The sequence below is a fragment of the Lentilitoribacter sp. JB5-8 genome, from assembly GCF_055693385.1.
On the sequence record NZ_CM146332.1, the window covers coordinates 1,694,644 to 1,708,514 of the forward strand.

General features: G+C 44.9%; 11 protein-coding genes. 2 read left to right on the plus strand and 9 right to left on the minus strand.

Features of this window, described 5'->3' with window-relative positions:
• Window positions 1–4: 4 nt before the first annotated feature.
• The 7 genes from ACZ1GZ_RS08115 to ACZ1GZ_RS08145 all read right to left on the minus strand — a co-directional run bounded on the left by ACZ1GZ_RS08115 (window position 5) and on the right by ACZ1GZ_RS08145 (window position 9,639).
• On the minus strand, window positions 5–943 hold the full coding sequence (locus ACZ1GZ_RS08115; protein ID WP_472668000.1) for a pirin family protein: 939 nt from the start codon (window positions 941–943) through the stop codon (window positions 5–7).
• A complete protein-coding gene (locus ACZ1GZ_RS08120; RefSeq protein WP_472668001.1) occupies window positions 940–1,245 on the minus strand; it encodes a GNAT family N-acetyltransferase in 306 nt (101 codons plus the stop codon). Before ACZ1GZ_RS08120 ends, ACZ1GZ_RS08115 begins: the two co-directional genes overlap by 4 nt.
• A 112-nt stretch (window positions 1,246–1,357) precedes the next feature.
• Complete coding sequence (locus ACZ1GZ_RS08125) at window positions 1,358–3,571, minus strand: TRAP transporter permease (RefSeq protein ID WP_472668002.1); 2,214 nt, start codon at window positions 3,569–3,571, stop codon at window positions 1,358–1,360.
• A gap of 97 nt (window positions 3,572–3,668) precedes the next feature.
• Window positions 3,669–4,667 carry a TAXI family TRAP transporter solute-binding subunit gene (locus ACZ1GZ_RS08130; protein ID WP_472668003.1) on the minus strand — a complete coding sequence of 333 codons (999 nt, stop codon included), beginning with the start codon at window positions 4,665–4,667 and terminating at the stop codon, window positions 3,669–3,671.
• A gap of 168 nt (window positions 4,668–4,835) precedes the next feature.
• On the minus strand, window positions 4,836–6,191 hold the full coding sequence (locus ACZ1GZ_RS08135; RefSeq protein ID WP_472668004.1) for a sigma-54-dependent transcriptional regulator: 1,356 nt from the start codon (window positions 6,189–6,191) through the stop codon (window positions 4,836–4,838).
• Window positions 6,184–7,992: a sensor histidine kinase gene (locus ACZ1GZ_RS08140; protein WP_472668005.1), complete on the minus strand. Its 1,809-nt coding sequence runs from the start codon at window positions 7,990–7,992 to the stop codon at window positions 6,184–6,186. The genes ACZ1GZ_RS08135 and ACZ1GZ_RS08140 overlap by 8 nt, the downstream gene beginning before the upstream one ends.
• Window positions 7,993–8,142: 150 nt before the next feature.
• Window positions 8,143–9,639, minus strand: a complete 1,497-nt coding sequence (locus ACZ1GZ_RS08145) for a methyl-accepting chemotaxis protein (protein ID WP_472668006.1) — start codon at window positions 9,637–9,639, stop codon at window positions 8,143–8,145.
• 403 nt (window positions 9,640–10,042) lie between these two features.
• On the opposite strand from ACZ1GZ_RS08145, the gene ACZ1GZ_RS08150 reads away from it, so the two are divergent.
• The gene (locus ACZ1GZ_RS08150; RefSeq protein WP_472668007.1) at window positions 10,043–10,474 is read left to right on the plus strand and encodes a glyoxalase superfamily protein; all 432 of its coding nucleotides are present in this window, start codon (window positions 10,043–10,045) and stop codon (window positions 10,472–10,474) included.
• Window positions 10,475–10,513: 39 nt separating this feature from the next.
• On the opposite strand, the gene purN is transcribed toward ACZ1GZ_RS08150, so the two are convergent.
• Both purN and purM read right to left on the minus strand, forming a co-directional pair.
• Window positions 10,514–11,191, minus strand: coding sequence for a phosphoribosylglycinamide formyltransferase (purN, locus tag ACZ1GZ_RS08155; RefSeq protein ID WP_472668008.1), 678 nt, complete (start codon window positions 11,189–11,191; stop codon window positions 10,514–10,516).
• The gene (gene purM / locus ACZ1GZ_RS08160) at window positions 11,188–12,300 is read right to left on the minus strand and encodes a phosphoribosylformylglycinamidine cyclo-ligase (protein WP_472668009.1); all 1,113 of its coding nucleotides are present in this window, start codon (window positions 12,298–12,300) and stop codon (window positions 11,188–11,190) included. Before purM ends, purN begins: the two co-directional genes overlap by 4 nt.
• Before the next feature lie 225 nt (window positions 12,301–12,525).
• Between purM and ACZ1GZ_RS08165 the strand changes: the two genes are divergently transcribed.
• Window positions 12,526–13,812, plus strand: a complete 1,287-nt coding sequence (locus ACZ1GZ_RS08165; protein WP_472668010.1) for a diguanylate cyclase — start codon at window positions 12,526–12,528, stop codon at window positions 13,810–13,812.
• Window positions 13,813–13,871: the final 59 nt, after the last annotated feature.

The following is a 13,871-nucleotide window of genomic DNA, read 5'->3' on the forward strand; positions in this document are numbered from 1 at the left end:
ATTTCTATTTTTCAACAATCGGAATGAACTCCTGATCATCACCCGGGGGAAGTTTAAATCGCCCATGGTTCCAATCACCTTCAATCCAAGCTTGTTTCGCAGCTTCAATCTTTTCTTTCGATGATGATACAAAATTCCACCAGATATGGCGAGGGCCATTTAACGTTTCGCCACCTAGCAATATGAGCCGTGCACCCAAAGGGCCTGCTTCCAATGTCATATTGTCACCTGGGCGGAATACCATCATTTGCCCGCTTTGAAATTCTTGCCCGGCAACTTTAATCGAACCTTGGACGATATAAACGCCTCGATCCTCGTGATTATCAGGCATTGGCAGTTTTGCATGAGCCTCTAATACTGCATCGGCATAAAACATCTCTGAAAAAGTCGTCACCGGCGCTTTTTCACCATACGCATTGCCAAGGATAAGACGCACTTCTTTGCCTTCACCTTCCAAAAATGGAAGGGCAGTTTCCGGTTGATGCTCAAAGCTTGCATCATCATCCTCATGCTTTTCAGGCAGCGCGACCCATGTTTGAATACCAAAGAGGATTGATTTTCCTTTGCGAGTATCTTCGCTGGTGCGTTCTGAATGGGTAACACCATTACCCGCAACCATCCAATTAACCTCGCCAGGATAAATCATTTGATTGGTGCCAAGGCTATCACGGTGCTGAAATTCGCCATCAAACAAATAGGTGACCGTCGCTAAACCAATATGCGGATGCGGACGAACATCGATCCCCTCATTGGTGAGGAACTCTGCCGGTCCCATTTGGTCAAAAAACACAAATGGCCCGACCATACGCCGCCCGGCTGCGGGGAGAGCTCTTCGCACTTCAAAGGCACCAATATCGCGTGAACGTGGCACAATCAGTGTTTCAATGGCATCAGCATCTTGGGCTGTTGGGCAATGCGGCTCTAAACTTGGGTTCCAGCTCATGAGGATGGCACTCCCTTTTGTTTAAGGGTATCTGCCCATTCTGGGTGACGTTTATATTGAGCCGCAGCAAAAGGACAAAGTGGCATGATTTTAATGCCCATGTCGCGTGCATCTTCAACAGCGCGTTCGACGAGTTTCAACCCAGCACCTGTGCCACGAAATGCTTCCGGAACTTCTGTGTGATCAATAATGATCATGCTCTTGCCAACTTTTGAAAATGTTAGCTCAGCATGCGCATCGCTTCCGTCTTGTTTAAAAACATAACGGCCTTTGGTATCTGTATCTTCGCGTTTGATATCCATAATCTCGCTCCAATTACGTTCGTCTTGATATTGAACATAATTGGAGGGATTAATCGGCGCAAGATAGCTAATTCGACACAAATTGATGCGAAATTTGAAACAATTGCGCGAATTAGCTTTGTGCGACTGCTTCGCCCTTCATATCCTCAGAACCATGACGCTTTGACATCATAATCACACCAATCACAAGGATAGCGCCACCGATATTGGCCATCAGATTTAGCGGCCAAAATGCGCCAACTGCCCCTAAGATAAGAACCGGAATGAACCAGATTTTTAGTGGGCCTTCAGCGTAATTTTGGATCAAGGCATTAAAGGCATAAATACCAAATAGCGCAAATATCCCGATCTGCATCACCTCAATAAAGTTACCGGAAATCAGCGGTGTGTATGCAAACATTAGCGGTACGATATAAAGACCCTTAGCGATCTTCCAGGATTCAAATCCGGTCGCCATGGGTTTCGAGCCTGCAATCCCAGCAGCTGCAAAGGCTGCCAAGCATACAGGTGGTGTCACATTACTATCTTGGCTTAGCCAGAAGATGATCAAATGCGCTGTGAGCAAAAACACGGTCTGGACTTCGGGTTCTATGAGTAAAGGTCTCAACGTAATCGCTATTTCAAACGGCATTGTGCTCATCAACTCTGCAGCATCTGCGCGAGTTAAACCCGTTGCAATATTGGCAATATGAGGACTATCTACCAAGGCAAACATTGCTATTTTGGCTGGATCCGTAATACCCTCGACCAATTGTTCAATGATCAAGCCGTCTGCCATAATGCCAGCAAGGGCAGGGGCGGTTAAAATTGCAAGAATGATGTAAGCCGCTGTCACCGGCAGTCCCATGCCCAATACAAGGGAAGCAAGTGCGATCAAGAGGATCGCAATCACAAGCGAGCCTTGCGACCATTGCGCAATCATCAATGAGAAGCCATTACCGACGCCGGAAGTGACAATTGCATTGTTCATAATACCAATGACCACCAACAAGATACCGGTCATGATCGAAGATTTAATACCGATCATAAAGGCTTGCGTGATTAGCTTGTGATCCATCAAGATTGGTTTGAACTTTGCATGATTGATGATCTTAGACACGACCCATGTACCCCATGATACGAGCACCAAAGCACCAATTGCCCACGAGGCCGCGTAACTTGGCGTCACGCCTGATAAGAGCAGCGTAATCATCACCGTGAGCGGTATTATAAAGGTCAAACCGCCGGAGATGAGCTTGCCATAATCAATGGTCATGTCGATCTCATCGCCGACATTATATTTCACAGCTTCAATGCGCACGATAAAGGCAACCGACAAGAAATATAAAAAGGCTGGCACGACTGATACCGCCACAATCGTGGAATAAGGAATGGATGTATAACTTGCCATCACAAAGGCACCTGCACCCATAATTGGTGGCATAAGTTGACCGCCCGTGGAAGCCGCTGCTTCAACACCACCCGCAAATTTTGCACGGAAGCCATTAGATTTCATCAATGGAATGGTGATCACGCCTGTTGAAGCCGTATTCGCAATGGCTGAACCTGAAATCGTGCCTGTAAGCGCTGAGGAAATCACCGCAACAAATGCTGCACCGCCTCTAATCCGCCCTGCCACAAGTTTTGATAATTCGATCACGAAGTCACTGGCACCAGATGCCACCAAAAAACCGCCAAAAATCATAAAGAGTGTGATGTTTGTGGACGAGATGCTGGCCAAAATTCCGAACATGCCTTCGTCATTGAAAAGCGTTCTAAACATCACATCATTAAGCGGAAGCGATGCAGCACGGAACACGCCTGGGAGGTGCGAGCCGAGGAACAAAATATAAGAAAGCGAAATAATTACCAGTACCGGGATAACCCAGCCTGAGACCCGGCGTGCAAGGTCAATACCTGCAAAGACAAGAATGAAACCAGCTGTCCAGTCAATCAGTCTAAATTGCCAGGCTTGTCCAGTCACAGCGAGCGTGCGCTCATACATGCCGTCCTCTGAACCTGCTATCCAAAGCGCAGCCGCCGCAACAATCAATCCATAAGCGAGGTCAAATAAGAGCGCATATTTCTGCCCAGCTTTGTCGCCAAAGGGGCTGTGAAAGACGCTGGCAAGAAACGCAAAGCCCGCGAAATGGATCGCATTTTGCCACATGCCTGGTTCGACAAACCACACATTTGTGAGAATGTGCCAGATACCAAATAGTACGGCAAAAGAAGCAACGACAGTTGCGGTTTTGCTTTTTTTAGCACCTTCGAGAGTGAGCCAAGAATATCGATCGGCAATATGTGCCTCTTCGGTGGGACTGGATGTGTTGATTGCCTCAGCCATAGGACTTGCTTTCCAAGTTTTATTTTTTAATTTTATAATAAAAAGGGCAGCTCAGAATACCAAGCTGCCCAAATTTATGAAACTCAATCCGTGAAGATTACTGAGCCATTAGATTGGCTGGAATTTCCAAGCCCATTTCTTTGTAATATTTGGCTGCACCTGGGTGTAGCGGAGCAGGAAGACCTGCCATTGCTTTTTCAACAGCCATTGCTTTTGTAGCTGGGTGAATAGCTTGCAAGAAACCTAGGTTTTCATACATTGTTTTTGTCAAAAGATAGACATGCTCTTCATCCACACTTGCATTCACTGCCAAGAAGTTTGGCTGCGCAATTGTGTTGATGTCTGCTGCTTGACCAGGATATGTGCCCGCTGAGATTGTGTAAGGAACCCAAAGGTTTCTGCCACCATCCATCGCATCAAGCTGCTCGTCGGTTACGTTTAGAATTGAGAACTTGCCTTCGTTAGAAGCCATCAATTTTGTAATCGCGCCTGTTGGTGGACCCGCTGGGATACCTGCACCAACCGCTTGGCCGTTTGCTAATGCATCAGCTGTTGGGCCGTAACCTGCATAAACAAGCTCAAAGTCGCTGTCGATATCTAGGCCAAGACCTGAAAGTAGAACTTTGTTTGAGCCAATTGTACCTGAGTTTTGACGACCCATACCCATGGCCATGCCTTTAAGAGCTTTAAGATCGTCTACAGTGCCTGTGGTTGCTTTATCAGCTGCAACAACAAACTGCTCAACGTTCTGCCAAAGCATGGTCACTGAGCGAAGATTTGTTTGTGGCTCAGTCACTGGGCCTGTGCCAGTTACCGCATATGAACCAAACAGACCCTGCAAAATAGCAAAATCAGCTGTGCCAGCACCAAGTGCTTGAACGTTCGCGCCAGAACCCGCTGAGTTCACAGCTGTAAGGCTGAATTTTTGTTTTGGAAGCAGTTTCACTTTGGACAATGTTGAAATCGCTGTGCCAACTGGGTGGTATGTACCGCCCGTTGAAGCTGTGTTCAAAACATAGTCTTTTGATTCTGCAAATGATAGATTTGTTGAAAGCGCAAAAATTGCACCAGCAGCTAGAGCTGTAATAGTTTTCATCATATTCCTCCAATTTAATGCCGATGAAAGCATATATGGAACATTCAAGTCTCTCCTCCTGAATGTTCTTAGCTGGCAATAAAAAGAACTTGATGAGGATTCGCAATGAAGAAAACTGCCTGAAAGCATCCCATTGCCCTGCGGATTTCCGCAGGGAAGAAACCAATGTCACTCATTATTTAAAACATCGTCTTTGTTTAAACCAAGTTTGACGATTTTTTCATTCAGCGTTCGGCGTCCAATTCCAAGGCTTTCTGCTACGGCATCCATCCGTCCTTTATGTGTGGCAAGCGCCTTGGCGATGAGTTGACGTTCAAATGCCGCAACCGCCTGGCGCAACGTATCTGGAATGTCTTCCTGAACATTTTCACGTGAAAGTGCGCTGGCAACGGATCCTACACCTCGACGTGCAGCTAAAACGCGCCTTTCAGCAACACTGCGCAATTCGCGCACATTGCCTGGCCAATCGTGGGCCAGCAGTGCTGCGATATCATCGGAATTGGCAGTCGGTGCTTCAATTTCATAAGTTTGAGCAAATAGAGAAGCAAAATGCGCGTATAAAAGAGCAATGTCATCACGCCGTTCACGTAACGCGGGGAGTTTTAAAACCACAGAATTTAGCCTGAAATAGAGATCTTCGCGAAACTCTTTATCAGCAATTTGGCTCTCAAAAGCCTCATTACCAGCCGAAATTATACGAAAATCTGATTGTTTGATCTGTGCTGACCCAACAGGCGTAAACTCCTTTTTATCAAACACGCGTAATAATTTTGCTTGTACTTCGGGTGGGATGGCTCCCAATTCATCGATGAATAATGTTCCACCATCGGCTTGTTGCAAATAGCCGGTTGAGCCATTGGCGTTGCCAAACAGTGTTTCTTCAAATTGATTGAGTGGAATGGCAGCGCAATTGATCGCCACAAAAGGAGCAGGTGCGCGCGCTCCCAGATCATGCAAAGCTCTAGCGACCAGTTCTTTGCCTGTACCCGTTTCACCCAAAATCATCACATTGACGTCGCTATCAGCCAAATCAAGAATATCTTCTCGCAATGCTGATATTTGCGGTGTTTGGCCGATTAAAATGCGATCCAATCCTGATAAATCGGATAATCTTGCTTTAAGTCGCGCTTCGTTTTGCGTGAGCTGGTTCATGCGGGCGGCATTTTCCAGCAATCTGATTAAACGTCGCGGATCAAAAGGCTTTTCTAAAAAACTATATGCTCCGGACTGTATGGCTTCGACTGCCATTTGAATATCGCCATGAGCGGACATTAACACCAGCGGAATATGAGAAAACGGATTAGGTGCTGATTTTAGATTTTGTAACAGCTCAACACCTGTCATTCCTGGCATACGTACATCGGATAAAATCACATCAAATGCACCATTTTCCAATTGAGGTATGACCTGCTCAGCGCGGGATAATGTATGCACTTCAAAATGAGCGCTTTCCAAAAGGTGTTTTAGCGAGTCTCGCATCTCGCGATCATCATCAATGACAAGTATTTTGGTTGGGTTACTCATGATCTGCCTTGTCAAAGTTTTGTGTGTTCAAAAGCGGTAATGAAATGATAAACTCCGCACCGCCTTTTTCCAGATTTCGCGCTGAAATCATACCATTGTGTTCACGGATAATTTCCGTAGCAATAGATAATCCCAAACCCATGCCATCGCCCGATGCGCGGGTTGTGTGGAAGGGTTCTTGTAATTTTGCAATGTCCCGATCCCCAAATCCACTACCATTATCTTGAACAATGATATCGACGAGTTTTTCATGCGTGCGGATTGAGATTTCGAGTTTCTTTTCAGAACTATCCTCCATCGCAGTAATGCTATTGGTCATAAGGTTTACAATAACCTGTTCAAGCCGCAATCGGTTGCCAAGAGTATAGACACCTCTATCAAGTGGGTTAAATATGGCCTTAACCCCGGCTGAATGCAGTGTGTGCTCCACCAAATCAAGTGCGCCTCTAATCACGTCTTGCAGGTCAATGTTTTGTTGTTGATCCTCATTGATTTCGGTTGAAATCGGGCGCGTAAAAAAGCGCAATTGTTTGGTGATGTTGTCCATACGGTCAATCACCCGGGTAAATTTCTCAAGCGTGTTACCGGGCTTTAATTCACCGCTGATCTCGGCTGCCGTCAGATGGTTCCGTAGAGCTGAAATGGGTTGGCCTAATTCATGCGTGACAGATGCTGATAATTGTCCAAGGGCTGCTAATTTACTTGTCCGGGATAGTTGTTCTTGTGCGGTCTTTAATTCGTGATTGGTTTTTAACAGTTGAGCCCGATCTGATTGTGAGATGGATAGCGCGCTGCGGATACGTGCAGAGCGCATGAAGGTGGCAAAGACTAAAAATACCGCCAAAACACTACCAAAAATAACGGTTGTTAGCACTGTGCGCTCGTATATCCGAGTTTCGCTTAAAAGATAGTGGACGGTCCAATCCAAGCGATTTATCGGTTGCTGAGCATACACGAAGTCGCCACCATCAAGTCGGGCGACATCTTCGCCTTGCCTAGCCCAATCAAGGCTGACCAAATCTTTGCCAATGAACTGCCGATTGTTAGCAATTTGCGCAACTTCATCGCTGGATAAAGGTTGCAAAGTCCGATAAAGCCAAGTCGGGTTTGAGGAAAGCACCACAATTCCATCGCCATTTGATACAAAGACATTTTCACCTCCTTGCTCCCAAAGCAATTGCAACTCGCTCATATCAATTTTAATTGCGATGACACCGATAATCTTCCCATTGTCGAACACTGGTTCAGACACAAAGTAACCCGGTCGCCCAGTTGTTGCCCCGACACCGAAAAACTCACCGCGATTGCCACTTAAGGCATTTTGAAAATAGGGTCGGAAAGCATAGTTCTGGCCCATGAAGCTTTGCGGTAAATTATAATTCGAAGATGCAATAACACTGCCGCGTAAATTCATCAGATATATCGCCTCAAGATTTGAGACATTGGCAAATTCTGCAAGACGAATGTTAAGGGCAGGGGGAACAACACCATCGGTTAAAGATGATACACCAGAAACCACCAAAGGGTCTTTGGAAAGCACAAATGGTAGATACTGAAACCGCTCGAGCGTGTCATTGAGTGATCGAGTATACAGTGACAGGCGATTGGCAGCTTCGGTGGTTTCTTCTGATCGAAAATAAGACGTTGCTGCAAAAAACAAAGATACAATCAATGCAATGGTCACAACGATCAAGATAACCGTCACGCGTTTGCGTTGTGGACGTGCCAAATTCAGCGCGTCTTGATCCTGCAAAGAAGGATCAGGTTCCTTGCTATCAATTCTTGGTTTTTGAATGTTCAATATGTTTTCTTCCCAAGCTTTGCCTCTCAATGGGATAATCAACATATAACAACGGGACTTGTAAAGTCTGGAGAAATATTGAGACGATGAAACAAAAAATCCCTCTGCGGAATTCCGCAAAGGGATTGTTCGTACAAATTGGTCTAAATGTTAGCTAACGCTAACTCCGGCTCTTAAGCCGCCCCAATGCTTGCCATGGACAAAAATTGGTGCAGACAAGTCCTTCATCATAACAAAGTTGCCACCACCCATATCACGACGATATGTCTGCATTACAAATGGATTGGTGTTTTGCCCAGCTGCCAGACCAGTACGGTCATTAAAAATCCGACGATTGCGACAATTGCCAGCATTCCAGGTAGGATCATCGCTTTGCGGCTGAGAGTAAATCAGGTTGTGGGTTGGCAGGTAACCATTACGGTCAACTGCAGCGCAGAATGCAACGCGCTCGTGATCGTTCTTAAATGCTTCTTGCAATTCAACCAAATTTGCATCTGTAAACTCGGTAAATCGTGTCATGACCTGCTCAGGATTTGTACCGGCGATTTTGACATATGTCTCATCAAACAAGTCTTCCATCGTCAAACGACCAGAGGCGATTGCATCTTCAAAGATTTTTGCAACAATTTTAGCGTTTTCAATACAATCCTGGATAATCGGTGTATCATCTGTTTCAATGCCGCTTTCTTCGAGCAAAAGCACCATATCTTCGGTAAAGGATACCAAGTCATCAAACTTGCCAGATGTTGCCTTCAGTTGATCAAAGTTCTCATTCGATGATTTATCAATGATACGTAGATCATTGAGAACGCGCACACATGCCTCATTATTTGCTGCCAGCGGGTCTGCCATGTTGGAAACAGAGGTGACTAAATTATCAACCTCTTCGCCAAATTCACGGAATTTCCTGAATTCCTCATTTGTGCTTTCAGCACGTCCCAAAGCTTCTGTTGCAACGTCATAACTTTTCTGACTGTGCTCAAGCAATCGGCCAATTGTTTTTTCAAGATGACCCAAACGTTTGATGATATTTGCTGATACGGCTGCGGTTTCATCTGACAATTCGCTGACAGATTCAGCAACGACACCAAAGCCCTTACCGGCACTACCTGCATGGGCTGCCATGACACCAGCGTTTATCGCTAGCATGCGTGTTTGGGTCGAGATTTTTTGGATTGATTCAGAGTAATTATGAACCTGGGTAAGCTCAGACTTAATGTCCCCGAAAGCTTCAATCGTTTCAGTTGTCGATGCGGACATACGTTTAATATCGTCTGAAGCAACCGTGAAAATATGTTCAATGGCATTTGTAGCTGTCGCCAATCCCTCATGAACATGGCTGGCACGTTCAATCGTTTCGTTTGCCACAGTACTGATGGTTTGGTTTCGGCCTTCAAGCGCTTCAACAGAATCTAGCAACTGCGTTAAAGAGGCAACCTGGTCCGTCAGTTTACCTGTCACATCACCAACCGTTCCGGACGTGTCGGCGATATTAACCGCCAAGGTCGTGATGCGTTGGGAAATATGAGCAAAGGCCGATGATAAGGTTTCCAATTGCTCTGTTTGGCTAGGCTCACCACGGTGAGGTGTAGGCATTTCATCAAATGACCCATTATCCTCGATAAATTCTTCTTTCAGCGCGTGCATTAAAGTTGCTCAATCGTCGTTAACAGTTGATCGGGTGCAATTATCAGTTGTCTGAATATGCAATTTCTTGCCTAAATGTAAAAAAATATCGTGAACAAGATATTAAAATATTACTATGACTAGTGTAACGAAACAGTATCTGGAAATACTTTTGAGTATTATCCAGTATTGTGGAATTTTTTTCTAATAAATCTCAGATTGCAGGGCAAATCAGTAGTATTGACAATGGGTAGGTCCGTTACTAAATACCCCAATAGGTCACTGGCACCTGCCGTTCGCTGGTTATTCCATGGTGAAGTTCAGTAGTTTATGACAACCGACTTTCGTTTTTAAAACGCGGGGTCCGTTGGCAATGCGAACCCCAACAACTTAAAGTCCGCTTTGAATAATGAAAGACGTTATTATGCATATTCGGCATTTATCTATCGATGAGTTAAAAACTCAAGCAAAAGCATTGCGACAATCAATGGCTCAAGACGGTCATGCAATGTCTCACAGTAAATCATTGGAAATCTTGGCAAAACAGCTGGGCTATCGTGATTGGAACACTTTATCAGCGCTTGCGGGTAATAATCGAGCCTTTGCTTACGCATTAGGTGAAGCGGTTCGCGGTACCTATCTTGGTCAACCATTTGAAGGTGAAATTATCGGGTTACGCAAAGTTCCCAATAAGCAGCGTTTTGGCATCACAATCAAATTCGATATCCCGGTGGATGTTGTAAAATTTGAAGGCATGAGCAATTTCCGCTCACGTATCAACATTGTTGTCAATGAAAATGGCGTAAGTGATGATAAGACCTCAGACGGTCAGCCACATTTAAAATTGGCAGCTTAAGTCAAATTATAAAGCATCCTCGCAAAAGCGAGGGTGCATTTACGAGATGAGATAATCATCTTCATTGGTGCGATCGTGGACGGAGGCGCCGATATATTCAGTTTTTTCATCGGCCGTCATCCGCACATATCCGTTTGCAAGTTGCTCTAGCGCACGCTTGTATAAAATGTGTTCAGTTTTCAAAACCCGTGTTGCGAGCTCATCAGCTGTATCATCTGGCATGATCGGAACAACAGCTTGTGCAATGATTGGACCTTCATCCATCCCTTCGGTAACAAAATGCACCGTGCAACCGTGAACCTTGCATCCCGCTTCTATTGCTCTGTCATGGGTGTGAAGCCCGGGGAATAATGGCAGTAGTGAGGGATGAATATTGATCAGTTTTCCAGACCACTTTTTGATGAACTCACCGGATAAAATCCGCATATATCCAGCAAGACAAATGAAATCGAGGTCAGCTTCATCGAGTGCAGATAAAATGGCAGCTTCGTGCTCGGCTTTTGATGCATAGTCCTTGCGTGGAAATGCATGGGCCAAAATGCCCATCTCGCGTGCGGTTTCCCAACCCTTTACGTCAGGTTTGTCGGAGATGACCAAGCAAATTTCTGCAGGGTAATCATTATTTTGACACGCTTGGGCTAACACTTTCATGTTGGAGCCTGTGCCAGAGATCAGTACACCAACGCGTTTTTTGCGTGGTTTATCGATCATGCTCATATTGACAATTGTCCTTTGTAAACAACGCCTTCATCATCTGAACGTGCAATCACGCGACCTAAAGGTATAACCGTTTCACCCGCTTCAACAAGTGCTTGTGTTACAGGTTCTGCATTTTCTTCATCCGTTGCAACAATCATTCCAACACCACAATTAAATGTGCGTAACATTTCAAGCGCTTCAACACCGCCTGTTTTTGACAGCCAAGAGAAGACCTCCGGCACGTTAATCGCTGCGAGATCAACTTCTGCAGATAAATTATCGGGAAGCACACGCGGAATATTTTCAGGAAAACCACCCCCAGTAATATGTGCCATCGCTTTGACAGCATTCGTTGTTTTGATTGCATGCAACAACGATTTTACATAAATTCGCGTTGGTTCAATTAAGTTTTGGCCGAGGGTTTCCCCACTGGAAGCGCTCTTAAAAGGTGCAGGGTCTTGGTAGGATAAACCGCTCAATTCAACAATTTTTCGAACAAGCGAAAACCCGTTTGAATGCACACCTGAGGATGCCAGACCCAATAATACGTCGCCTTCGGTCAGTTCTTCACTTGGTAACAATTTATCCCGCTCACAAGCGCCCACAGCAAAGCCTGCTAAATCGTAATCATCACCATGATACATACCCGGCATTTCGGCTGTTTCTCCACCGATCAATGCGCAGCCAGATAGTTTGCAGCCTTCGGCAATACCTTTAACGATATCAACACCTTGAGCTGTATCAAGTTTACCTGTTGCGAAGTAGTCAAGGAAGAACAACGGTTCGGCACCTTGCACAACCAAATCATTGACGCACATTGCAACGAGATCGATACCAACCGTATCATGGACACCAGCTTCAATGGCAACACGTAACTTTGTGCCCACACCGTCATTTGCTGCAATAAGCAATGGATCTTTAAATCCAGCAGCCTTGAGATCAAAGATGCCACCAAATCCGCCAATTTCACTATCAGCGCCAGGTCTGCGCGTTGATTTTACCAGCGGTTTAATTTGATTGACCAGGTCATTGCCAGCGTCAATATCCACGCCTGCATCTGAATAGGTTAGGCCATTTTTGCTGTCTGTCACGTCAGATATCTCCAAGTTTGCTGATGATATGTTCATGTTTTATGGCTCAAATCGCATGTCAGCGCACAAGGTGCAAGGCATTTGCAAGATAATTCAGAACTCTTTTGTTTGCGCATGCATTCCATCATTGCGCCTATGATATTTTTGAAAGAGGTTTCATCGAAATTTAATAAAAACTGCTCAGTATATTTTCCATAGTATTAGCAATTGTGGATTGTCTGCTGAGTGATGAGTTTAAAGTGGAAAATTGCGAGATTACGTGTGAAGACACGTGCAACACCCAAGACACTTTGGGTGCGCTATCTACTTGGTTTATCACTCATTTTCGTTGTACTAGTCATTAGTCACAATAATTCGTTATCGGTTATCAGCTCTGGTAAAGAGCATGCAAGACTTATCAATTTGGGTGGTCAGCAGCGTACTTTAAGTCAGCAAATCTTTATTCTTGCCGAGCGATATTATGAAAATCCAACGCCTGAAGATCATGTTATTTTATCAAAATTCGTAAATACGTTTTTTGACGTTCATAAAGAATTAACTAGCAACGCGGTGATGTCAGACGAATTGACCAAGCTCTATTTCGATACAGACGCCTCGAATAGACTAGACGCGGATGCGCGAAAGTTTGTTGCGAAAGTTTATATCATCCTCACAGGTCGAGTAGGAAGCCAAAAGAGCCAGGATGCATATGATTACATTAGAACATCAGCTCCCATTTTTCTTTTAGGAAAATTAAACCGGGCTGTTACGCAGCTTGAAAATGATGCAAAGAGCGATGTTGATGCACTGGTCTTTAATCAAATGCTGTCCTTGCTTGCAGCTGCAGGATTGTTGGTCGTTGAGTTTTTCGTTATTTTCCTGCCGTCTCAACATTCGGTGCTTCGAGCTATTAGACGATTAGAGCGTCATAGGAAATCCTTGCGAAGCGCAAGAAGTGCATTGGCTGCAAAGAACAATGAGCTAAATGAATCCTATGATAAAATGGAGCGAGCTGCGCTGCATGATGCATTAACAGGCTTGGCCAATCGGCGATATCTGGAAAAAGAACTTGATGAACGTTTAAAACGTTATGCCAGCGGCAATGGCACAATGGCAGTGCTGCATATTGATCTCGATAATTTTAAACTGGTCAATGATACGCTCGGTCATGCTGCGGGTGATTTTGTGCTTGAACAGTCTGCCAGAATTTTTACCGAAAACGCGCGTTCTTCCGACTTTATTTCACGGGTTGGCGGTGACGAATTCGTTATTGTTTCAGACAATCGGATTAGTAAAGAATCTGCGGAAAACATCGCAAAGCGTATTCTGGAAGCCTTTGAAGCTCCTTTGGAGTTTAACGATGAAGAACTTATGGTGGGTGTAAGTATTGGTATTGATGTTTTCTCACCGAAGGAAAAAGTCGGTGAAAACTGTGTCAGCCAAATTCTAACCAATGCTGATGTTGCGTTGTATTTGGCGAAGGAAAATGGCCGAAATCGTTATGAAGTGTTCACCAATGAGCACTATCACAAATTTATCGAACAGGCTTCGCGTATTAAACGTCACTAGAGCTTTACAATTCATATCAATTGCCAATTTAGCCAACTTAATAATCTTTAGAGCTTATT

Bases quoted from the DNA above. Each gene is read 5' to 3' on its own strand.
- ACZ1GZ_RS08115 (WP_472668000.1), bottom strand. From the start codon at position 943: ATGAGCTGGAACCCAAGTTTAGAGCCGCATTGCCCAACAGCCCAAGAT.
- ACZ1GZ_RS08120 (WP_472668001.1), bottom strand. From the start codon at position 1,245: ATGGATATCAAACGCGAAGATACAGATACCAAAGGCCGTTATGTTTTT.
- ACZ1GZ_RS08125 (WP_472668002.1), bottom strand. From the start codon at position 3,571: ATGGCTGAGGCAATCAACACATCCAGTCCCACCGAAGAGGCACATATT.
- ACZ1GZ_RS08130 (WP_472668003.1), bottom strand. From the start codon at position 4,667: ATGAAAACTATTACAGCTCTAGCTGCTGGTGCAATTTTTGCGCTTTCA.
- ACZ1GZ_RS08135 (WP_472668004.1), bottom strand. From the start codon at position 6,191: ATGAGTAACCCAACCAAAATACTTGTCATTGATGATGATCGCGAGATG.
- ACZ1GZ_RS08145 (WP_472668006.1), bottom strand. From the start codon at position 9,639: ATGCACGCGCTGAAAGAAGAATTTATCGAGGATAATGGGTCATTTGAT.
- ACZ1GZ_RS08150 (WP_472668007.1), top strand. From the start codon at position 10,043: ATGCATATTCGGCATTTATCTATCGATGAGTTAAAAACTCAAGCAAAA.
- purN (WP_472668008.1), bottom strand. From the start codon at position 11,191: ATGAGCATGATCGATAAACCACGCAAAAAACGCGTTGGTGTACTGATC.
- purM (WP_472668009.1), bottom strand. From the start codon at position 12,300: ATGAACATATCATCAGCAAACTTGGAGATATCTGACGTGACAGACAGC.